Here is a 23723-nt window from a genome sequence, read left to right as displayed (position 1 = left end):
AATTTATGTATTTTTAATCACTCAAAAAATGTATCTATTTTTCAGGACTAGTCAATGATTTAAAATACTTAAATTTATCCTATCAATTTTATTGAAAATTAGGCTTAAATATTAATAAACTAATTGAATTTTAGAATCTCAAGAAAATATAAACTAATGAAAAATATTTTATTCCTTTATTTTTTTACACTTTTGTCTTTATTATGTTTTGGACAATCCTATACATTTCCGATTTCAAACAATAATTATAATGTTATTGAATTAAAAGATGATCAAAATAAAATTAACGGTTATTTTTTAGTAAACACAAATAAAGGTTTTCATTTTGATATTTTGGATAAAAATTTAACCAAAATATCTTCAGGATCAAGTAGTGAACTTGTGCCTTATAATTTTTTAAATTTATTTAAGAGTGTAAAACTTATCAATGATAAATTATCTGTTTCAAAAATTTATTACAATCCTAATACATATAGTTTTCCTTTTGAGGCGACTTATATTTTTGATGTAAAAACTGGAGCTTTCGAGAAAATGTTTTATCAAAAAGAACAAGAATTAATCTTATCAGAAACAGAACAAAGTTTTCATCAGATTCTGAAAGGACAAAATGGGAAAAATTTATCAGAAGTTACACCAATAGCTTATAATAATAAAACTTTTTTTGTTGTTGAATCTTATGTATTACCAAAAGTGTATTTATTTTCAAGTAAAATTAGAGAAAGTAAAATTGAGATTTTAGATGGAAAAGGAAGTCCAATTTGGGAAATTTATAAAAATTATAGAGATTCATTAGAACAAAGTTTTTATAATTTAATTAGCATAAAAAATGGAAAAGTTTTTATACTTGAAAGTAATTTTGAGTCTAAAAGAAAGTTTTTAGGATCTGTTCTTAAAATTTATAATTTAGATGATGGAAAATTGATTTCTTCGATCAATGTAAATACAGAAAGCAGTCAATTTCTTGATATTTCGAGAGTTGAGGAATTTGAAGGTGGTTTTACGTTAATTGGACTATATAAATCTCCCTCAAAAAATTATAATGATTTGATAGAGAGTAAATATGCGGGATTTTATAGATGGAAATTGAAGGAGGACGGAACTACAATTTCTCGAAATTTATATGGTTGGTTAAGACTTACAGCAAAGCTTGATTTTTTTATAGGAAGAAAGGATGAAGTTTCAAATTATTTGAATCCCTTGATAAGTTTTGATACCAAAAATGGATTTTCTTTTATTCTAAAAAATGAAAGAGATGATTTGTATTCTTCACAAACAAAAAATTATTTTCTGTTAAATTTTGATTCAAAAAACGAGTTCACTTCATTTAAAAAATACAATAAAGACGAAATATCTTTTGTCGATTTCAATTATGATCAAACTAAAAAACAACTTAATATTTTAGAATTTGAACATTTAAAGAAAAATTCAGGCAATTTGAAAATAGCAAATTCGGACACTAATTTTATTTCTAAATCATTTCAATTAACAGAAGATAATGTTACCCCAAATTCTATAACAGATGATCATAAAGTTTTGATGATTTCGAAAGAAAAGGATAATTTAATATTAAATTTAGTTACAATTAATCTTTAAACCTCGTTTGTTTCAACTAATTTTGCAGAACAAATAATACAAAAGATTCTTCTCAATTATGAAACAATTTACTTCGGTTTATGATGTAGAAAACATCGACGAATTACTAAAAACTGCATTAGAAATAAAAGCAAATCCGTTTGCACAACAAGAAATTGGTAAAAATAAAACTGTTGGATTAATTTTTTTTAATCCAAGTTTACGTACACGACTTAGTTCTATCAAGGCAGCCTATAACTTAGGCGCAAATGCTTGGGTTTTGAATGCAGGTTCGGATTCTTGGACGCTAGAAATGGCTGATGGAGCTGTAATGAATGGAGATACGCAAGAACATATCAAAGAAGCAATACAGGTAATGAGTGCTTATTGTGATGTTTTAGGTGTTCGTACTTTCCCGAAGTTAGTAGATCGTGATGAAGATTATAACGAAATCATGTTCAATAAAGTAAAAGAGTTATCTTCTGTTCCTGTTGTTTCTTTGGAGAGTGCAACATTGCATCCTTTACAGTCTTTTGCAGATTTAATTACGATAGCAGAGAAAACTGGTTATACACCAGGTACACAACCAGCTAAAAAAGTAAAAGTTGTGATGACTTGGGCACCGCACCCAAAACGTTTGCCACAAGCTGTTCCTAACTCATTTGCACAATGGTTTTCTAAGGTAGATTGGGTAGATTTTACAATTGTACAACCAAAAGGATTAGAATTAGATACACAGTTTACAGAAGGAGCAATAATATCTTATGACCAAGATGAAGCTTTGAAAGATGCCGATTTTGTATATGCAAAAAATTGGTCTTCTTATGAAAATTATGGTCAACAAAACGAAGGTGATAAAGATTGGGAAGTAACAATGGATAAAATGAATTTGACAAACAACGGAAAATTTATGCATTGTTTACCAGTTCGTCGTAACGTAGTTGTATCTGATGAGGTTTTAGATTCTGATCATTCTATTGTAATAGATGAGGCAACAAATCGTATATATTCTGCACAAACCGTTTTCCACGAAATCTTGAAGAATAAGTAATTATTTCTAAAATAAAATCATAAAACTGTATATCTCGATATGCAGTTTTTTTTGTGTTATAAAATGAAATAAATAGTTCAATCAATACGATTATTCATCAATTTTACCAATTAACCTATCAAAAACAACAATTTGAAGAAGTTTATTATTGATGCCAAATTCGTACCTTTGTATAAACGATAAAAAATGGCAGAATATATCAGAATTCACCCAGAAAATCCACAAGAAAAAGCGATTGATCAAGTGGTTAAAATTTTAAAAAATGGAGGTTTAATTATTTATCCTTCGGATACCGTTTATGGGTTAGGTTGCGATATAACAAATTTAAAAGCCATGGAAAAATTGGCACGTATAAAAGGTGTAAAATTAGATAAATCTCAATTTTCTATCGTTTGTAATGACCTAAGCCATCTTTCACATTTCACATTACCTATTGATAATGGAACGTTTAGAATTTTGAAACGTGCATTACCAGGACCGTTTACGTTTGTTATGAACGCATCTAAAAACTTGCCAACAGCGTATAAAGGTAAAAAAACGGTTGGTATTCGTGTTCCAGATCATATTGTACCTCAAATGATTGTAGAAAAACTTGGAAATCCTATTGCATCTACATCTATTTATGATGAAGATGAAATTGTAGAATATACAACTGATCCTGAATTAATTTATGAAAAATGGGATAAGTTAGTAGACGCCGTAATTGATAGTGGTTATGGAGATAATGTCGCATCTACAATTGTTGATATGACAGACGGAGTAGAAGTATTGCGTGAAGGTAAGGGTAATATAGAAGATTATTTATAAGACAATTAAGAAATTTTGACAATGAAAATATTACTTTCTCCAGCTAAAATGATGAGTTTAGAAACAAATGCAAAGTGGAAAGCAACTACGCCACAGTTTCTAGATTATTCGCAAGAGGTAATGAGTGTAATGAAAGAAATGAATGCAAATGATCTAGAAAAATTAATGAAAATTTCGAGAGAGATTGCAGATATGAATGTCGAACGTAACCATACGTGGAATATAAAACCGAGCGCAAAGCAAGCTATTCCTGCTGTTTTAGCATTTAAAGGTGAAGTTTACCGAGGTTTGAATGCAGAAACATTAGACGAAAATGCAATTGATTATCTTAACAAAAATGCATTTTTACTTTCGGGCTTGTATGGTATTTTACGCCCTTCGGACAAAATAATGCTTTATCGTTTAGAAATGGGATCAAAGCTTGATGTCAACGGATCAAAGAATTTATATGGTTTTTGGAAAGAAATTTTGACACCTTTTGTAAATTCAAAACTAAAAAAAGGTGAATTCATTTTGAACTTAGCAAGTCATGAATATGCGAAGGTTTTGAATAGAAAAGAATTAAAAGCTCCTGTTATCGATGTCGAATTTCAAGATTATAAAAACGGAGAACTTAAGAAAATAATGATGTATTTTAAACATGCACGTGGAGCAATGGCGAGATATTGTGCAGAAAATAATGTACAAACATTAGATGAAGTAAAAGCATATAATGTAGACAATTATCGTTTTGATGAAAATCTATCTACTCAAGAAACTTTAATATTTACGCGTTAATTTATTAAAATTCATAAATTTACAGAGGCTACTATTTTTGGTAGTCTTTTCGTCATTTATACCTTAAAATATGACTGCTAATTTTATAGATAAACTACCCTTAAAAATAGTCTATTCTTTCAGTTCTTTGATTGAAGAATTAGAAAATTCTGAATATAATTTTGGAGAATTTAAAGTGTTTTTAGATTATTTGAAAGAAACAAAGCCAGAACTAATAAATGGTGTAGAAACTTTTGAAGAATTTGAAAAATTAGTAAAAGATGTAGAGCCAATTATCGATAAAATTATTCCAAAACCTTTGATAAAGAATAATTTAAAGGCAATAACTTTTCCTTTTACAGATAAATTTATATTTGCGACAGATCGTTTAAAAGAATTATTACATAACAAACATTCGAAACTAAAACTAACGTATTCGGATCTTGATTATGATAACATTTACAAGATTTGTTGTTGTTTTATTTTGTCAAAATATTACAATAAAAATTTATATCTCGCAATGTCAAATCAATTAGAAATAATTAATGATGAGGGATATAAAATCTATCTAGGAACAGACATTAATCATGATTATTTTTCAATTTTTCCGACAGATGAAAAGTATGAATTATCTGAAGATCAGATAGAAGAATTACTAAACAAATACGAAGACACAGCTCTTTGGATGAAATATATTCCGCTACAATCATGGATTGCAAAAGGATTTAATTTAGTTTCGTTTTTTGATAATACGACCGAAATTGCTTTATCAAAATTGAAAAGTAAATTATTGACTTATGGCGAACCATTTGATTTGGTAAAGCTTGATATAACTTCAGCATTAAAATCTATTTTCAAACTTGGCGATTTGGAGCTTGGTTTTTCTATTTATAATTCAGAAACCAGTTTATTAGAAAATAGCCCGTTGCAGCACATGACTACGAGTTTATTGCTAAATAGTAAAAATGATTTTCAAATGGATGAAGTAGCATGTGTTCATCTCGAAAATAAAATCAGTAAATCAGATTATTATGTAATTTCTAATGTAGATTCTATGTTAGAGAAGCAACCAGAAGATAAATTATTGAAAATTGTTTCAGAAAAAGGTTACAAAAGTTTGATACTTTATCCACTTAAAAATGGAGATGATTGTTTAGGAATTTTAGAAATTGCATCTAAAAAATCGGGTGTTTTTAATCGTGTTAATGCGAATTTATTACGAGAATTTACTCCACTTTTAGAAGAATCTATTTACCGTTATTCTGTCGAATTTGAGAATCAGATTAATGCTTACATTCAGACTGAATATACGTCATTGCATCCAAGTGTAGATTGGAAATTTAGAGAAAAAGCGCGCGAACATTTGGTGCATATCACAAATAGTAAGCCTAAATCTCAGGTTTCTTTTCAGAATGTGTATCCAATATATGGCGAAATAGATGTTAGAAATTCATCTTTCATTCGGAATAATTGTATGCGTATTGATTATAAAAATCAACTTGATTATTTGATACAAATATGCGAAGAACTTTTTAGACGTACACAAAAAGATAAGTTTTTAGAATATATTGACCAATTAAAAGATTTTTCGGAACGAATACATAATGTTGATAAAATTTATTTTGAGAGCGAATTATTTGATTATATCGCGATAAATATTCATCCCGAAATTCCAAAATATGTAAAAGAAGATGAAAAATCTATTATTACAGAATATCTAGAAAAATTAGATTCTACGACGGGTTTATTTTACATCGAACGCAAAAAATTTGATCAATCAATTTCGATGATCAATTCTTTATTATCAAATAAGTTAGATATTTTTCAACTAGATGCTCAAAATATTTTTCCACATTATTATGAGCGTTTCAAAACAGATGGAATTGATTATAATTTATATGTTGGAAGAAGTATTGCGCCTCAGAAAAAATTTAGTTATCAAGATGTTAAGAAAATAAGATTTTGGCAATTGCAAGCAAACCTAGCGTTAGAGCAAGCTTATAATAATATTCGTGAAAAAGTTCCGATAGAAATAGATGTAGCTTCATTAATTTTAGCAACAAATAACACGTTGGATATTATTTTTAAATTAGATGAAAAACGATTTGATGTAAATGGTTACAATAATGCTAAATACGAAATAATTAAGAAAAGAATAAGTAAAGCATTTATAAAAGATTCAACAGAAAGAATAAATCAACCAGGTAAAATTTGTGTAATTTATACGGAAGATGTTTTACGTGAAGAATACGCAGAATATTTTAAATTATTGATTGCTGAAAATTATTTGAAAGATGATATCGAATATTTAGAAGTGAATGATTTGCAGGGAATAAATGGTTTATTAGCAATTAGAGCTTCGATAAATTATAGAAAAGAAGTAACAAAATATATTGAATTAAAAGATTAGAAAATGAGCGATATAGTTTTATTAAATATCTCGATAGAAGCTACACCACAAGATATTTGGAAAGTTTTGGTAGATGAGCAAGAATTTGCTGCGTGTTTTGAGAATACAAAAATGACTTGTAATGACTGGAAAGTAGGAGAGAAGATAAAATTTGAATCTCAACTAAATGGAGAAACCATTATTGATGAAGCTTTTATCACGTCAATTTTAGAAGACGAACGTTTGCGTTACAATTATAAAAAGCAAAACTCAAACCACGAAATTGAAGTGATTTTTAGTTTGAAACCTTCTGGTAATTATACTTATTTATCAATAGAATCGAAAGATTTTGCAGATGAATACGAACGATCACATTCAGAAATAAAATGGATTAATATGATGCAAGATATTAAGAGATATGTGCAAAAAAAATAACCTTCTATTGAAGGTTATTTTTTTTGTATTTATTAGAAACCGAAGTTAATTCCAATTACTATTCTGCCAGGATCTTCTCCTTTGAAATATGATAATGTAGCTGTCACAGATTGAACTCCGTTTATCCAAATTCCACCACCCATAGATGAATGCCATTTGTTTGAGTCTTCACCATCTAGCCATACTCTACCATAATCTGCACCAACAAAAACGCCTAAACGCATTGGTACAACTGCTGTAAATCTTAAGGCGTCAAAACGTAAATCAGATGTTTGTAAAAAGACTTTATCACCTACAAATCTTCCTAAACGATAACCTCTCAAATCTTGATCACCACCTAAATTTGCCATTTGATAAAATTCCATAAAATTTCCCCAAACTGCTTTACCTTTCAGCATAGAAGCTACTGTTAATCTACCATTTGCTGAAATTTTATGAGTAAAACCAAGGTTTAATTCGGTATAGAAATGATTGCGTTGAAATTCTGATAAATTAGAAATCCATTTTGCATTTGCTAAAAATGTCATTCCTAATTTTGGCAATGATGCATTATCGTAATTCTTGAAAACATATTTAGCACCAATTTCTCCAAAATTTTGACCTTTAAAAACATCTCTATTTATACCGATATTTTGTTCACTTACAATTCGATCTTTATTTTCTTCTATTTTAACATAGCTGTAAATCGCAGAAAAATCTAAACGACCATTGTTGTTTAATATCTTAAAAATAGAAGGACCAATACTATAACTTTCTAATCGAACACGGTTATAATCCATTCCTTTTTGTTCATCATTATTAATGGTTTCGTTTCCTAATCCAAAAAAGTTTGTACTAAAAGTAGGGCTGGTGTAAGCCGCATTCAGATCCAAGTTCCATTTACCAAGCGCTTTCATAATGGTACCTTTGTATTTCGCTTCCCAACCACTTGTTGCAAAATAATAATTTAATTGCAAATTATGACGCTGAGAATAAGGTTTACGATCAAAACCATTGACAGTATACGTTGGTGAAAGACCAATTTTTATACCATCATCAGGGTTGTAACCAATATTAGGCAACATTGTGAAAAAGTTATACTTTGGTTGTGTGTAATCGTAAGTGTTTATTTCGTAGTCGTTTACAAAGTTTTTTGATGTTAAAAAAGTAGATTCAGAAGCATCACTACCGTTTGCATAATCATAAACTTTTATTCGACTAGATCGTTTTACTTCATAAATATCATCATCAACACCACCAATAAGTCGTGTTAGAATGGCATGATTTGGTTTACCATCAACTATAAATTGATCTTTACCATTTAAACCATAGACACGAATTTCTTTCGTTTCTTTTTTCGTAAACTCTTCATCAAATATTAATGTACTATCTTTTCCTGAATAGATTTTTATATTTGTTTTTCCTTTAGGTAAACGCGTTACAATAAATTTATCATCTTCATTTGTACCTTTTAAAATGATTAGTTTTCGAAGAGTTTTATTATATTCTTCTGCGAATTTTTCTAATTTTTCACGACGCTCAATAATATTATGAATTACTTCTTTATCATAATCTTGCTTAGCTTCTTCGGGAATTAATTCGAAAGATTTTCTAATATCTTCATCCGTCAAATGTTCTTGTATATAGCGAGCTTCTTTTTTCCATCCATCAAGATCAGATGATTCTAAAATAGCTAAATCTAACGGATAAGGCTCTCTGTTAAACCATTTTATGTTTTTTATATCATCTTTGTAATCTTGCATGTGACGCAAAGGTGGAATTCCCATAATAACCTTGAAAAATAAACCATCATATCTAGGAAAAGCCTGATCTCTATCTCGTGGAATTGGTTTATAAATCGTTTGACCTTTGTCTTCATAAATTCCCCAACGCCATTGGTCTTGGTGTCTATCCCAATCTCCAACCAACATGTCAAACAAACGTGCACGCATGTAGGCTTGTTTGTCGACAATAATATTTTTGTTTTTTTGAATGGCAGTTAACATGTCATCTGTACTTACAATATCTTTTGGTGTTCCGAAAACACCTTCTTGATAAGCAGACATAGGGCGTTCCTCTATCATGTACAATTCGTCGCCAAAATACTCATTATATTCTTTTAACGCTTCTTGTTTTGGTACATAATATAATTTTGGAGTAGAATGCATGATACCAATCGGTTTCATCATATCAGCAACTGCTAGAGGATAATATGGATGTGTTGTGGTATAAAAATCCATCAAAAATTTTTCTGTAAATGAGTTTTCAAATTCATCTGCAACATATTTATTTTTGAAAGCAACTTGTTGTATAAACTGAGTTGCGCTTTTCTTCACCGAACGCATATTATACTCCTGACCTTTATTGTCTGTTAATCGTAAACTTTGTGTTTGGTGACCACCTCCTTTTCGTACAGGAGTTAAGCCGCCGTATAATTCGCTAAGATTAACTGTATTTGCACTAATCGTTTGTCCGTAAGTTTTGCGATAATGTCGTCCAAAAAAGAATTTATACGGATCAGATTTTTGTGTATTTTCTTGTGGATAAACAGATGTTTCTTTTTTCTTTGGCATTTTTTTATCATCGTAAACTTGTGCCAAATACTCTTTTTTCTTTTCTGTTACTTGTTTAGAAAGTAATAAGTCAATGCCAGTTTCTGTAAAACCATAAAAGTTAACTTTAGATGCGCCATTATCATATAAATCTAAAATAGCAAAACCATTATCTCCGTAAGAAAAATCATTTTTACCGACAGCTTTTGCTGATTCACTTTTAGAGCCAGAACCACTAATAATCTGCTTTACATTATTATTTTGGATGTATTGTAAATTATGATCGTGTCCAGAAACAACAATTACATTATTTCTATTTTCGATTAATGTTGCAATACGAGAAGCCATTTCTCGGTATTTATAATTATTAACATCCTGAGGACTAAGCCCTGTTGTGCTTCTTAATAAATTAATAAATGATCCAATGATTGGTAACGGAATTTTAGAATAATCGCCCAAAGGATAAATTTGCTTTTTCAGATCAAATTGACCACCATGAGTTCCGTTTGAATATAATGGATGATGCATCGTCAAAATAGTCGTTCTATTTTGGTATTTATTTAACTGAGATTCTAATTCCTCAAAAAATGCCTCGCGTGTTTTTACATCACATTTTTCATTAAGTCCAGGATGTTTATCCCAATCTTGTAAATACCATTCAGAATCTACCGCAATAATTCCGATACTATCATTTACATTAATTTTATCTATAGGACAGCCGTCTTTTGGTAGAAAAGATTTTTTATTTGTAAGTTGTTTTTTAACTATTTTTTCTTGCTCTTTTAATCCTTCTAAACCATTTCGCCAATCGTGATTTCCTGGAATAAATAAAGTTTTTCCTTTAAAAGATTTCGCTAAATCGATTTGTAATTGTAGCTTATTTCGGCTAGTCGTATAGTCTGATTTGGTAGAATCTGGTTGAATCCCATTTTCATAAACATTGTCTCCTAAAAAAAATAAATATGAAGCAGAGTCAGCTTTACTCAATTCGGATTTTAAATTTTCTAAAGTTTGTTTTTTCTTTGGATTATCTAAATTTCCTGCATCACCGATTAAGTAGATTGATTGAATTTTTTTCCCTTCGACGTTTTGTACTTTCTCATTTTTTATATGTTGCCCATACTGTGGATGCTGTGTCGCACAAGATGTCATATATAAACAAGAACCGACTAAAGCCAAAAATGGATAATTCAGTTTTTTAATGTTTTGTGTTGGTAATAATTTCATACATTTATGCTTTAAAAGCGCGTAATGAATCCGGCCTTATCAAAAATAGAAAACTATGTTTTTAATTTATTCAAAGATAATCTTTCTTTGGATTTTACGTATCATAATTTTATGCATACTGTGAAAGTTGTTGAAGCAATTAAAATTTTATGTACAAACGAACAAATTTTGGTTGAAACACAAGAACAGTTAATAGTTGCGGGTTGGTTTCACGATACAGGTTATACAAAAACAGTACAAGGACATGAAGATGAGAGCGCAAAAATTGCAAGTGAGTATTTAAAATCTATTAATTTTTCAGAAGATTTTATAGCAAATGTAGTTGCGTATATCTTGTCTACTAAGATTAATTACACGCCCAGAAATATTGAAGAATCTATTATAAAAGATGCCGATAATTATCATCTAGGTCAGGAAGAATATCCTAAAATTTCGGAGCTTTTGAGAGATGAAATAGCAAAAGTTTGTGAGAAAGAATTTTCTGATTATGAATGGAATTTAGAGAACAGAAATTTCTTTTTAAATGTACATCATTTTTATACTGATTCTGCCAAAGATTTATGGCAAAAAGGGAAAGAAAATAATCTGATTTACACACAAAATAAAATCAAAGAAATAGAATTAATAGGAGATGTTCCAAATAAATTTGAGTTAAAAAAGAAAAAAAACGATAAAATGCAACAGCCCGACAGAGGCGTTGACACTTTATTTCGTGTAACATTAAATAATCATACCAGACTAAGTGATATTGCAGATAGTAAAGCCAATATTTTATTATCTGTAAATGCGATTGTAATTTCGATTGCTCTTTCTACATTGATTCCGAAATTGGCAACTCCTAAAAATGAATATCTTTTATTGCCTTCAATTGTTATGTTGTTTTCTAGTGTTGTTTCTATCGTTTTCGCGATTTTAGCAACAAAACCTAATGTAACTTACGAAAGTTTTAACGAAGAAGATGTTAAACAGAAAAAAGTGAACTTGTTATTTTTTGGTAATTTTTATCAAATGTCATTAGAGTCTTATGAAGAAGCAATGCAAGAATTGATGAAAGATAGAGATTATTTATACAATTCTTTAACGCGTGATTTATACTTTTTGGGAAAGGTATTAGAACGTAAATACAGATTATTGAGCATTACATATACTATTTTTATGATAGGTACAATACTGTCTGTGTTAACATTTTCGTATGCAGTTTTAACCAATACGACTTTTTAATAACGTTATAAAATAATCTAAAAAACAAATAGTCAGAAAATTACTTTTCTGACTATTTGTTTTTAACTTAAATCTGAAATTATTGTTTTTCTAAAACCTCTTTCAAATTCGCTGTACCTTGCTCAAAATCTTTATTCATATCATAAAAAAGACTCATTATATTAAAAGGATAAGGCATTTTTCCGTCAATTACCCAATTTACCTTTGTTTTATTTGCTGAAATTTCTTCAGTTGAGATATAAGATTTAGCCGCATTTGGATCATTATTAAAGAATAAATCCATATCAATACGTTTACCTTCTTCAATTTTGGTAATTACCTGTTTTCCTTCACCAACTTTATCTCCTTTCCAAGTGTATATAAAACCAACAGTTCCGTCTGTTCCTTGATAATTTTTTTTGATATTGTCTTCTAATCTAAACCAAACACCATAGTTTTCTTGATTTTTTAGATGTTTAACATAATCAAAAACCACTTTATTTGGTTTGTTAATTGTAGTTGTTCCTTCGGCATGAAAATCTTTTGGTAAAATTGCTGCAACAATCAATATCAGAACGATTAAAGCTATAATTATTCCGAAAAACCATTTTATAAACTTCTTCATATACATTTATTTAGCTGAATGATCTATCTGAAAAATACCAAAAACATTATGATCAGAATCTAAAAAATAACCTTGCCAACAACGACCAGGTATAGCAAATTTTGGCATAGCTATTTGACCTCCATTTTGAATGATTTTCTCTGCTATTGCGTCAAAATTTTCTACTTCCATTGTGCATGTAAATGCATTTGTTCCGCAATTCAGAGAAGGTGTATCTGCTGGACGTTTGAACATTCCGCCCTCAATACCAGAAGTTTCGATACGGTAATATTCAATTGGTAAACCATCTTGTTTGATGAAGTTCCAACGAAAAACATTGGTGTAAAATTCAATTGATTTTTGCGGATCATTTGCTTGAATTTCAAAATAAACGACACTATTCATATTGTGCTTTTTTATAATTAGTTAAGGTCTAAATTAATTAAAAAAAAGATTGGTTTTATAAATTGAAGAAAATAAAATGTAGAAGAGAATCGATTAAAAATGTTTAATTTTATTGTCCAAAACAAGTGAGATTATGAAAATAGAATTAAATAGAGTAAATGATGCGTCACATTATGAGGCAACTGCGCCAAGTTCGTCTGTAAAAGTGAATATTGATGGTCCAGAGTCGATAGGTGGAGAAGGAAAAGGTGTTCGTCCGATGGAATTAGTTTTGATTGCTTTGGGTAGTTGTAGTGTGTTTGATTTGAATGAAATTTTGAAAAAACAACGTCAAGAAATAGAAGATATACAAGTTGAGGTTGAAGGAAAAAGACGTGATGAGATTCCAAATATTTTTACAAATATTCATATCACATTCAATTTAAAAGGAAATATTGATTTGGATAAAGCAAATAAAGCAGCAGAATTAGCTGTTAAGAAATATTGTAGTGTACACGATATGCTTGCAAACGGAGGTATAGAAATAACTTACGAGATTAACGTAAATTAGTATTATAAATAAAAAGACCGAATTAAACATTCGGTCTTATATTTTATCTATCAGAAAATTAAGCTTCAATTTCTGATAAAGAATTTTTAAACGTTGTAATTTTTTCTAAAATAGTATTCTTAAGTTCGTCATTCACGATCTCGTTATTTTGGAAATTATCGTTGAAAAAAGGAAAAGTTGCACTTGCTACAATTTCTCCACTTGCAAACATTCCGAAATATTTTAGTCCAACTTCCATTACATTTCCTCCACCATAACTACCAGGAGAAGTACTTAATAATAAGATTTTTTTATCCTTTAAATAAGGCATTTCAATACGAGAAACCCAGTCTAAAATATTTTTTAAAGCAACCGTAAAATTACCATTGTGCTCTGCTAGACTAATAACTAAACCATCAGCCTCTTTAATTTTTTTGTAAAAATCTTCTGCTAATTGAGGAAACCCACTTTCTAATTGACGATCAATAGAGTAAATTGGCATTTCGAAATCGTTAATATCTACTAAGTCAATCTCTGTATTTTCTAGTTGACCTAATGTATAATTTAATAATTGTTTGTTGATTGAGTTTTTGCTATTACTACCTGCAAATGCTAATATTTTCATTTTATATTTTTAAATTTTGATTGTGCAAAGTTAAGGTAGAATATCTTTTAAGCCGTTGATATATGTTAGGAATTTTCAATTTATTTTTGATGGATTATTATAACACGATTTAACGCTTTTTATGCAACATTTGGGCATATTCAGTTGGACGAATTCCAGAAACTTTTTGAAAAATATTGCTAAACGAAGACAAAGAATTGTAACCAACCAACATGGCAACTTCGTACATATTATACCTATTTTCTGCAATCAATTCTAATGATTTTGTAATACGTAAAGAGCGTAAAAATCGAACATAATTCATTCCCAAATTATCTTTAAATTTTCGAGATAGTGTACGAGAACTTATTCCGAAATGTTTAGAAATTTCATCAATTGTATAGTTTTTTTCGATATTTAACATTAAAAACTGAGCAATTTCAATCAGTTTTTGATCTTTCGGAAAAGGATGTTGAATTGTAATTGGCAATTTATTCGATTCCATTTCGGGTAAAATTGCTTTTATTGCTTTTAAAAAATAATATTTTGCAGTATCTTTTTCTTCAATAATTCCATCCCAAGGTTTGGTATACAAAAACATTTCACGCAGTAAATCTTCGGCATAATAGATATTGGTTTTGGCGTAAAATTCATTTTCATTTTCTTCTGTCTTAAAATAAAAATTATACAAATCTCCATTTTTACTATAAGTTAAGATAGAATGATCTGTATTTGCAGGAATCCACATAAAACAACGTGCAGGTAAATACCAATGCTTATCGTTGATAAAAATATGGACAATTCCACCTTCTGCATAAAGTAATTGTGCTTTTTTATGCTGATGAATCTCTGTTTCTACAGTGTCCAAATAGACATGATGTAGGTAATATTCAGAGTTATTTTGATCGACTTCTTTTATAAATTTTTGATCCATCTTACGTTGAAGTTTGAATACGAATGAAATGAGTATATAGATTATTTTTTATCTAAAATATACGTTTACAAAATTATCTATTTTGGCTAGAATGAGCAAATTATTTTCTTATTTTATCATTTACGTTAGTTGTCTTTGCACGTACCTTTGCAGTAATAAATCAACAAACTTTTTAGAATTTAAAAATAGATATGATATTTAATTTAATTAGATATCAATTGCTTACGTTTTTTATAATGGTGAGTAGTACTTCTTTTGCTCAAACAAATTTAGACTATAATCAATTAAAATTGAGCGAAGCAATTGAAATTGGACTACAAAATAACAAAAAATTGCAAATACGTTCCTTGCAATCAAATGTGGCTGAATTGAATGAACGTGATTTAAAAAATGAAAAACTTCCTGATGTGGATTTTCACACTGGTTTTCATGTTTTGAGTAATATAAATCAGTATGATGATGGGTTTTTAAAATCATCAACAAAATATGCAACACCACGTATAAAATATGATTTTACATTAAAAGCAGAGATTCCGGTTTATTTGGGAGGGAAGATTAAAAATGAGGAAAAGAAAGCAGAAATAGAAACTGAAATTTCGAAGTTAAAGATAAAAAAAGATGAGCGAGAACTTCGCATGCAAATTATTACGGCTTATTTGCAAGTGTTGCATTTACAAGAACAACAACATTTGATTTCGGATAAAATACACGAAGATTCTGCCAATATTAAGCAGACAGAAATTTTCAAGAAAAATGGCTTGGTTACATATAATGAGGTTCTGCGTACACAGTTACAATTATCCAATCATAAAATGTCTTTTTCTGAATTGGATAATGAAATTGCGATAATAGAACATCAAATAAAAACAGTATTGTCTTTACCAGAAGCACAAGAAATACATGTACAAACCAATGATTTGTTTACAAACACAGAACATTTGGGTATTGTAGATCAGATGGTTTTGGAAGCGATGGAAAATAATGAAAGTCTGAAAATTGCAAAAGAAGATCTTGATCTGAAACAGTTAGATAAAAAAATAACCAAAGCAAATGTGTTGCCTAAAATAACTGCAGGTGGAGAATATGGTTTGAATTATCCCAATTTTATGTTTTTTCCTCCAGAAGAACATTTGTATCGTTTTGGAATGGTTGGCGTAAATATTACCGTTCCGTTAAGTAATTTTTTCAAGAATAAACAAAAAATGCAAATCGCGGATCAAAAAATTGAAATTGCAAAATTAGAAATCGAAGAGCGAGAAGAACAGATAACACATGAAGTTTTTACAGCAAAAAAACGATTAGACGAATCATTAGATAAAATAAAAATTGCAGAAGAAGCAATTCATCAATCCAAAGAAAATTATCGAATTGTAAAAACAAAATACGCGAACAAATTAAGTTTAATTACAGAATTAATTGATGCAGATAATGCTTATTTGGAAGCACAATCTAACTTAATTTCTTTGCAAATAAATAAACAATTAAAATACTATCAACTACAATACGTATTAGGAAACTTATAAGAATATGACGAAACAATTGACGAAAGGAGAAAAACGAATGAACAGAACATTATCTGTTATAGCATGGTTATTTATTTTGATTGGAGTAGGAGCTGTTGGTTGGTTCTACTTGTTTTCTAGTTCGCATGTAAGTACAAATGATGCGCAAGTAAGACAATATATTACGCCAGTTTCTAGTAAAGTTTCCGGATTTATCAATAAAATAAATTTCGAAGAAAATCAATTTGTACACAAAGGCGATACTTTAGTTGTAATTGACAACCGAGAATTTCAAAATCAAATTGATATTGCGCAAGCTAATTTAGAAAGTACAACAGAGTCTGTTGCAACTTACGAAACAGCAGTAGATAGTAAAGCAAGTAATGTAAATATTGTAAATGCAAATATAGAAGCTGCTAAAATAGAGGTTTGGAGAACAGAAAAAGATTTTACACGTTTCGAAAATTTAGTAGCAGAAGATGCCGCAACACTTCAACAGTTTGAAGAAATAGAAGCAAAATATAAACAAGCAAAAGCAAATCTACTGGCTTTAGAACAACAACGTAACGCTGTAAATGTAGGTACGCTAGCAGAACAAACAAAAGTTGCACCAGCTAAAACACAAATTTTACAACGAAAAGCACAATTAAATGATGCAAAACTAAGATTAAGCTATACTTATGTTATTGCGCCTTATGATGGTTGGGTTGGTGTAAAAAATATACAAGTTGGTCAATTAATAAAAGAAGGGCAAGCTTTGGTGCAAGTTGTATCGAAAGAGAAATGGATTGTTGCCAATTTTAAAGAAACACAATTAGGCGAAATTGATTTAGATAAAACAATACAAGTAAAAGCTGATGCTTATGCTACAATTGAATTTGAAGGAAAAATAGAATCACTTTCTCCAGCTTCAGGATCAGAATTTTCTTTGGTGAAACCTGATAATGCTACGGGAAATTTTGTGAAAATAGAACAACGTTTTCCTGTCAAAATTATATTAAAAGAGAGTAAAAATAATGAAAAATTACGTTCGGGAATGAATGTGGCAGTATCAGCAGAAAAATTGAAATAATATATGCAAAGTCAAAATTCTATATTCAACAAATGGGTTCCGCAGAAATTAATTGTACCAATTTTGGTTATTGCACTATTTCCACACTTGATGTTATTGACAATTTTTAGTATGAATAGTACATTTACAGCTTCTTTCTTAGATTTAGAAGTTGACGATTTACAATTTTTATTTTCGTTAGCGTATGCAACAATTGTCTGTGGATTATTTATTCATGTCAGATTTTTTCACTTTTTTAATATCCGAAGTTATTTGTTGTTTATGACCTGCGCTAGTATTATCATATTATTTGCAATAACGCTAACCAAGAATACACAACTTATTTTGTTACTTCGTTTTTTACAAGGACCAATTACGTTGTTTGAAGGTGTTATTTTATTGCCAATTCTTATGTCGCAAATAAAAAGTGATTATGCCCGTATTATTGCATATTCGTGTTTATATTGTTTTATGTTGACGGGAGATAAATTTGCGACCTCAATTGTGAAATTTGCGATAGAAAACTATGATCATAATATGATGGTTTATACAGTAATGGCAATGCATGTAATAGCTTTATTGGTTTATGTTTTCTTATTTAATCAGAACCGTATGTTTCCTAAAAAACCATTGTATCAATTAAATTTAGGAGGAATATTTTTGATGTTAATTTCATTAATTTCTGGCGCATATTTCTTGGTTTATGGAAAAAAACACTATTGGTTCGAGTCAAATTATATCACATTATCGTTTTTCTTATGTTTATTTTTTGCAGGTTTATTTATTCTTCATCAAAGAACATCAAAACGACCTTTGTTTCATTTTGAAGTATTCAAATCCGAACGTGTTATTTTAGGTATTTTTATCTTTTTTATTTTCTATTTATTACGCTCTTGTATGAGTAATATTTACCAAGTAATGGGAAGTGTTTGGAAATGGCCTTGGGAATATGTACTACAAATACAATATTTTAATGTTGCGGGATCTTTTTTAGGCATTTTAATTTCGGTGTTTTTATTGATAAAAAAGGTTGATTATCGTTACATTTTTACAATCGGATTTTTTACTTTATCTATCAGTTTATTGTGGTTTAGTTATTTATTTTTTCCAGATACAAAAGTAGACGCAATTGCGCCACCGTTGATGTTAGAAGGTCTTGGACAAGGTCTTATTTTTACACCATTGGTTTTGTATATGATTGGCTCTGTACATCCCAATATTTCGGGTAATGTAGCGTTGATAGGAACAGCAGCTCGTTTTTGGACAACAACAATAGGATTTGCAATTATGCAAAATGCAGTTTTGTATTTAACGACGAAACATCAATTTTTGATGACGAAAAATTTAGATCAAACAAGTACAATTTTTCAAGAGCAATGGAATAATTTGATGACGAAGAATAGTTCAGTTCATTTAACCAATGATTCGGTTAGTTTGTCAATCGGAGTTTTAAAAACCAAATTATACAATCAAGCGTTATTGGTAAGTAATATCGAGATTTTTAGAACTTTATTTGTTATTGGAATTGTAATGACTTTCTTTGTGTTTTTTTATAAACCTTTTAAAACAGTACTTTTCAGAAAATAAATAGTCCTAAATAGGTATAAATAATTAACCCGTTGTGCATTTTGAATTAAAATTCGTCAGTTCGAGTGATTTTTAGAAATGACACTTCGATAAACTCAGTACAAGAATGAATAAAAATTGTATCGAGAATAGAATTTTATCTTCTAAAACCTTATTCTCGATACAAAATTCTTACAGAATTTCACTCGAATTGACGGTTTAATTGCTAAAATTATCAAAATGCACAACGGGTAAATAATTAACCAAAAAGATGTTTTTCGAATAGATAAACATCTTTTTGGTTTTTATGTGTAATTGGTCTAAACTATAGATATATTGAATTATTTATTTTTTAGAATTAATTTTCATTACGTTCAAATTTATTTTTAGATAAAATAGCTTCACTTTTTTTATAATTTCTATATTTTTATCATTTGGCGTAAATGGATAAATTATTTTCCTTTTTACTCAATCTCTACCTGCATGTGTCCATGTATATTTGCACCACTTAAAACGATTAGGATTTAAAAGAATTTAATACCAATATGATATTTAATCTAATTAGATATCAATTACTTACAATTTTGTTAGTGATGGGAAGTTTTAGTTTTGCGCAAACAGAATATAATTACCATCAATTAAAACTGAATCAAGCAATTGAAATCGGATTACAAAACAACAAAAAACTTCAAATTCGTACTTTACAAACAAATGTATCCGAATTAATAGAAGATGATTTAAAAAATGAAAAATTACCTGATGTCAATTTTCACACCGGTTTTCATGTATTAAGTAATATCAATCAGTATGAAGATGGATTACTGAAATCGTCTACAAAATATAAAGTTCCCCGCGAACAATATGATTTTACATTATCTGCCGAAATTCCAATTTATTTAGGAGGAAAGCTAAAAAACGAAGAAAAGAAAGCTGAAATAGAAACAGATATTTCTAAACTTCGTACTAAAAAAGATGAACGTGAACTACGTATGCAAATTATAACGGCGTATTTACAAGTATTGCATCTGCATGAACAACAAAGTTTACTTCTTGACAAAATACACGAAGATTCTATTAATATTAAGCAAGTAAAATCGTTTCAGAAAAATGGATTAGTAACATATAATGAGGTTTTACGTACCGAATTGCAATTGTCTAATCATAAAATGTCATTTACCGAATTGGCAAATGATATTGCGATTATAGAGCATCAAATAAAAACCTTGATTGCTTTACCTGCAGAGCAAGAATTACAGATAGACACGACAGATTTGTTTACAAATACAACTCAAATTGGTTTTGTAGATGAGTTAATTATAGAGGCTTTCGAAAAAAATGAAAATCTACAAATTGCAAAAGAAGATTTACACTTAAAAGAAATTGATAAAAAGATAATCAAATCCAATATTTTACCTCGAATAACTGCGGATGGCGAATATGGTTTAAGTTATCCCAATTTTATGTTTTTTCCACCACAAGAAAACTTATATCGTTTCGGGAAAGTAGGAATTAACATTGTAATGCCGTTGAGTAATTTGTACAAAAACAAACAAAAGATGTTGATTGCTGATCGTTCTATTTCCATTGCAAAATTAGAAATAGAAGAGAGAGAAGAACAGCTTACACATGATGTTTTTGTCGCAAATAGAAAATTAGAAGAATCCATAGAAAAAATTGAGATTGCTAGAGAAGCTATAACGCAAGCCAAAGAAAATTACCGAATTGTGAAAACAAAATACGCCAATAAATTAAGCTTAATTACAGAATTGATTGATGCTGATAATGTGTATTTAGAAACTCAATCCAACTTAATATCATTAGAAATCAATAAACAACTAAAATACTATCAATTGCAATATGTAATTGGTAATTTATAAAAAAATATGGCGACAAAGCAAGTGACAAAAAGCGAAAGAAGAATGAACAGAACGCTATCTGTTTTGGCTTGGATTTTTATTTTGATCGGATTCGGTACAATGTGTTGGTTTTATCTCTTTTCGAGTTCGCATGTTAACACAAATGATGCACAGGTAAGACAATATATAACGCCAGTATCAAGCAAAGTTTCAGGGTTTATTGATAAAATTAATTTTGAAGAAAATCAATTTGTACATAAAGGAGATACACTTGTTGTGATTGATAACCGCGAGTTCAAAAATAAGGTTGATATTGCTTCAGCAAATTTAGAAAGTACAGCACAATCTGTTGCAACTTACGAAACCGCTGTTGATACCAAGGCAAGTAACGTAAATATAATTGATGCTAATATAGAAGCTGCTAAAATAGAAGTTTGGCGAACAGAAAAAGATTATATCAGATTCAGAAATTTAGTGAAAGAAGATGCCGCGACTTTACAACAATTTGAAGAAGTTGAAGCAAAATACAAACAAGCTAATGCAAATTTGAGTGCTTTGAAACAAGAACGTCTTTCTGTAAATATTAGCACAAATGCAGAACAAACAAAAGTTGCACCAGCCAAAACACAAATCTTACAACGTAAAGCGCAACTAAATGACGCAAAATTAATCATGTCTTATATATACGTTATTGCGCCTTATGATGGTTGGGTTGGTACAAAAAATATACAAGTCGGTCAATTGATAAAAGAAGGTCAAGCTTTGGTGCAAGTTGTGTCGAAAGAAAAATGGATTGTAGCTAATTTTAAGGAAACGCAGTTAGGTGAAATAGATATAAATAAGGACATTAAAATTGTTGCTGATGCTTATTCTAAAATCAAATTTGTTGGACGAGTAGAATCGTTATCGCCAGCTTCGGGTTCGGAGTTTTCATTAGTAAAACCAGACAATGCAACGGGGAATTTTGTGAAAATTGAACAACGTTTTCCCGTAAAAATAATCTTGAAAAACACCAAAGATTTGGATAAATTAAGATCTGGAATGAATGTTTCTGTTTCAACCGAAAAATTAGAATAGATTGTGGACACTCCAAATTCTATTTTTAATAAATGGGTTCCGCATAATATTATTATCTCAATTTTATTAATCGCTCTTTTACCACACTTAATGATTTTGATGATGTTTAATATGAACAGTACGTTCACTGCATCATTTTTAGATTTAGAGGTTGACGATATTCAATTTTTATTTTCGTTGGGTTACGGTATGTTTGTGTGCGGATTATTTTTACACATTCGATTTTTTCATTATTTCAATATCCGAAATTATTTGTTATTGATGACCATGCTAAATATTGTTATTTTATTTATCATGACACTTTCTATTAACACACAATTGCTTCTTGTTTTGCGTATTATACAAGGTCCGATTGCAATTTTTGAGGGTTGTATTTTATATCCAATATTAATACATAGTATAAAAGGAAAAAATTCTCGTCTAATAACATATTCATTTTTGTATGGATTTATGTTAACAGGAGATAAGTTTACAACATCTATTGTAAAATTTGCTATAGAAAATTACAATCAAAACATGATTCTTTATACGATTATTGTCTTACATGTTGTTGCTTTGTTTATTTATGTTTTTTTTCTAAATCATAACAGGATGTTTCCTAAAATACCATTGTATCAACTTAATTTACCAGGCGTTTTCTTGATGATGATTACGTTAACAAGCGGAGCTTTTATGTTGATTTATGGTAAAAAAAATTATTGGTTTGAGTCGCCTTACATTGTAGGAGCATTCATCATTTGTATTGTCTGCGCAGGATTATTCATCTTGCAACAAGTGACATCAAAAAGGCCAATCTATCATTTCGAAGTTTTAAAATCGAAAAGAGTAATAGCAGGTGTAGTCATGTTCTTCATGTTTTATCTTCTACGATCAAGTCTGAGTAATATTTACCAAGTAATGAATGTCGTTTGGAAATGGCCATGGGAATATGTGTTAAAAATTCAATATTTTAACGTTGCGGGTTCTATATTGGGTTTATATTCTGCCTACCAAATGGTAAAACGAAATGTAAATTTTCTGACTATTTTTTTAATAGGATTTATCATTCTATCGTCGAGTATGTTATATTTTAGTTACATATTTCTTCCAGATACTAGAGTAGAATATGTTACACCAGCATTATTTTTAGAAGGCGTAGGACAAGGTGTTTTATTTGCACCTTTGGTTTTGTATATGCTTAGTTCTGCAAAACCAGAATTTTACGCAAGTGTTTTACAAACGGGGACGGCTATTCGTTTTTGGACGACAACAATCAGTTATTCGCTATTACAAAATGGTTTATTGTATCTCACAACAAAGCATCAAACTTATATGACAACTAATTTTGAGCAATCAAATTCGATATTTCAAAATCAATTTGATACATTATTTTCTAAGAATAATATGACTCATTTAAGTGATGAATCAACCAGTTTAACTGTCGGAACATTAAAAGATAAATTAGCCAATCAAGCATTATTAATAAGTAATATAGAGATATTTAGAATCTTATTTGCAATAGGTTTTACAGTTGTTATTGTCCTTATTATTTATAAATTATATCGATTTTTTATAACGAAAAAATACACAACATAAAATTTCATAAAAAAAGGATAACTATTTTAAGTTATCCTTTTTTTATTTTAAA

General features: G+C 29.3%; 19 protein-coding genes. 14 read left to right on the top strand and 5 right to left on the bottom strand.

What is annotated here, in order from left to right; all coding sequences use genetic code 11:
• Positions 1 to 156: 156 nt before the first annotated feature.
• The 6 genes from RSC72_RS08525 (at position 157) to RSC72_RS08500 (ending at position 7010) form a co-directional block, all read left to right on the top strand.
• A complete protein-coding gene (locus tag RSC72_RS08525) occupies positions 157 to 1593 on the top strand; it encodes a hypothetical protein (RefSeq protein WP_332545472.1) in 1437 nt (478 codons plus the stop codon).
• Positions 1594 to 1651: 58 nt separating this feature from the next.
• Positions 1652 to 2623, top strand: a complete 972-nt coding sequence (locus RSC72_RS08520) for an N-acetylornithine carbamoyltransferase (protein ID WP_332545471.1) — start codon at positions 1652 to 1654, stop codon at positions 2621 to 2623.
• A 186-nt stretch (positions 2624 to 2809) separates the two neighbouring features.
• Positions 2810 to 3430: an L-threonylcarbamoyladenylate synthase gene (locus RSC72_RS08515; RefSeq protein ID WP_332545470.1), complete on the top strand. Its 621-nt coding sequence runs from the start codon at positions 2810 to 2812 to the stop codon at positions 3428 to 3430.
• A gap of 21 nt (positions 3431 to 3451) precedes the next feature.
• Positions 3452 to 4207: a peroxide stress protein YaaA gene (yaaA, locus tag RSC72_RS08510; RefSeq protein WP_332545468.1), complete on the top strand. Its 756-nt coding sequence runs from the start codon at positions 3452 to 3454 to the stop codon at positions 4205 to 4207.
• A 70-nt stretch (positions 4208 to 4277) separates the two neighbouring features.
• Complete coding sequence (locus tag RSC72_RS08505) at positions 4278 to 6596, top strand: hypothetical protein (protein ID WP_332545466.1); 2319 nt, start codon at positions 4278 to 4280, stop codon at positions 6594 to 6596.
• Positions 6597 to 6599: 3 nt separating this feature from the next.
• On the top strand, positions 6600 to 7010 hold the full coding sequence (locus RSC72_RS08500) for an SRPBCC domain-containing protein (RefSeq protein WP_332545464.1): 411 nt from the start codon (positions 6600 to 6602) through the stop codon (positions 7008 to 7010).
• 32 nt (positions 7011 to 7042) lie between these two features.
• Here RSC72_RS08500 and RSC72_RS08495 read toward each other — a convergent pair whose 3' ends face one another.
• A complete protein-coding gene (locus tag RSC72_RS08495; protein WP_332545462.1) occupies positions 7043 to 10768 on the bottom strand; it encodes a metallophosphoesterase in 3726 nt (1241 codons plus the stop codon).
• Positions 10769 to 10792: 24 nt separating this feature from the next.
• Here RSC72_RS08495 and RSC72_RS08490 point away from each other — a divergent pair, with 24 nt between their 5' ends.
• Positions 10793 to 11989 (top strand): Pycsar system effector family protein, encoded by a 1197-nt coding sequence (locus RSC72_RS08490; protein WP_332545460.1) that lies wholly within the window; start codon positions 10793 to 10795, stop codon positions 11987 to 11989.
• A gap of 79 nt (positions 11990 to 12068) precedes the next feature.
• Here RSC72_RS08490 and RSC72_RS08485 read toward each other — a convergent pair whose 3' ends face one another.
• The gene (locus RSC72_RS08485) at positions 12069 to 12593 is read right to left on the bottom strand and encodes an SRPBCC family protein (RefSeq protein ID WP_332545457.1); all 525 of its coding nucleotides are present in this window, start codon (positions 12591 to 12593) and stop codon (positions 12069 to 12071) included.
• Positions 12594 to 12599: 6 nt separating this feature from the next.
• Positions 12600 to 12977, bottom strand: a complete 378-nt coding sequence (locus tag RSC72_RS08480) for a VOC family protein (RefSeq protein WP_332545455.1) — start codon at positions 12975 to 12977, stop codon at positions 12600 to 12602.
• A 133-nt stretch (positions 12978 to 13110) separates the two neighbouring features.
• Here RSC72_RS08480 and RSC72_RS08475 point away from each other — a divergent pair, with 133 nt between their 5' ends.
• Positions 13111 to 13527, top strand: coding sequence for an OsmC family protein (locus RSC72_RS08475; RefSeq protein ID WP_332545453.1), 417 nt, complete (start codon positions 13111 to 13113; stop codon positions 13525 to 13527).
• 58 nt (positions 13528 to 13585) lie between these two features.
• Here the strand turns inward: RSC72_RS08475 and RSC72_RS08470 are convergent, their stop codons facing one another.
• Both RSC72_RS08470 and RSC72_RS08465 read right to left on the bottom strand, forming a co-directional pair.
• Positions 13586 to 14131 carry an NADPH-dependent FMN reductase gene (locus tag RSC72_RS08470; RefSeq protein ID WP_332545451.1) on the bottom strand — a complete coding sequence of 182 codons (546 nt, stop codon included), beginning with the start codon at positions 14129 to 14131 and terminating at the stop codon, positions 13586 to 13588.
• 109 nt (positions 14132 to 14240) lie between these two features.
• Entirely contained in the window at positions 14241 to 15044 is an 804-nt protein-coding gene (locus RSC72_RS08465; protein WP_332545449.1) for an AraC family transcriptional regulator, read from the bottom strand.
• A gap of 191 nt (positions 15045 to 15235) precedes the next feature.
• Here RSC72_RS08465 and RSC72_RS08460 point away from each other — a divergent pair, with 191 nt between their 5' ends.
• The 6 genes from RSC72_RS08460 to RSC72_RS08435 all read left to right on the top strand — a co-directional run bounded on the left by RSC72_RS08460 (position 15236) and on the right by RSC72_RS08435 (position 23671).
• Positions 15236 to 16567 carry a TolC family protein gene (locus RSC72_RS08460; RefSeq protein ID WP_332545447.1) on the top strand — a complete coding sequence of 444 codons (1332 nt, stop codon included), beginning with the start codon at positions 15236 to 15238 and terminating at the stop codon, positions 16565 to 16567.
• A gap of 4 nt (positions 16568 to 16571) precedes the next feature.
• Positions 16572 to 17618 carry an HlyD family secretion protein gene (locus RSC72_RS08455; protein WP_332545445.1) on the top strand — a complete coding sequence of 349 codons (1047 nt, stop codon included), beginning with the start codon at positions 16572 to 16574 and terminating at the stop codon, positions 17616 to 17618.
• Between the two features lie 3 nt (positions 17619 to 17621).
• Entirely contained in the window at positions 17622 to 19184 is a 1563-nt protein-coding gene (locus RSC72_RS08450; RefSeq protein WP_332545443.1) for a hypothetical protein, read from the top strand.
• Between the two features lie 524 nt (positions 19185 to 19708).
• A complete protein-coding gene (locus RSC72_RS08445) occupies positions 19709 to 21040 on the top strand; it encodes a TolC family protein (protein WP_332566273.1) in 1332 nt (443 codons plus the stop codon).
• A gap of 6 nt (positions 21041 to 21046) precedes the next feature.
• Positions 21047 to 22096 (top strand): HlyD family secretion protein, encoded by a 1050-nt coding sequence (locus RSC72_RS08440; RefSeq protein ID WP_332566272.1) that lies wholly within the window; start codon positions 21047 to 21049, stop codon positions 22094 to 22096.
• 3 nt (positions 22097 to 22099) lie between these two features.
• A complete protein-coding gene (locus RSC72_RS08435; protein WP_332578475.1) occupies positions 22100 to 23671 on the top strand; it encodes a hypothetical protein in 1572 nt (523 codons plus the stop codon).
• Positions 23672 to 23723: the final 52 nt, after the last annotated feature.

Source organism: Algoriella sp. (assembly GCF_036647415.1).
Lineage (GTDB): Bacteria > Bacteroidota > Bacteroidia > Flavobacteriales > Weeksellaceae > Empedobacter.
This window is presented reverse-complemented; position numbering and strand designations above follow the sequence as displayed.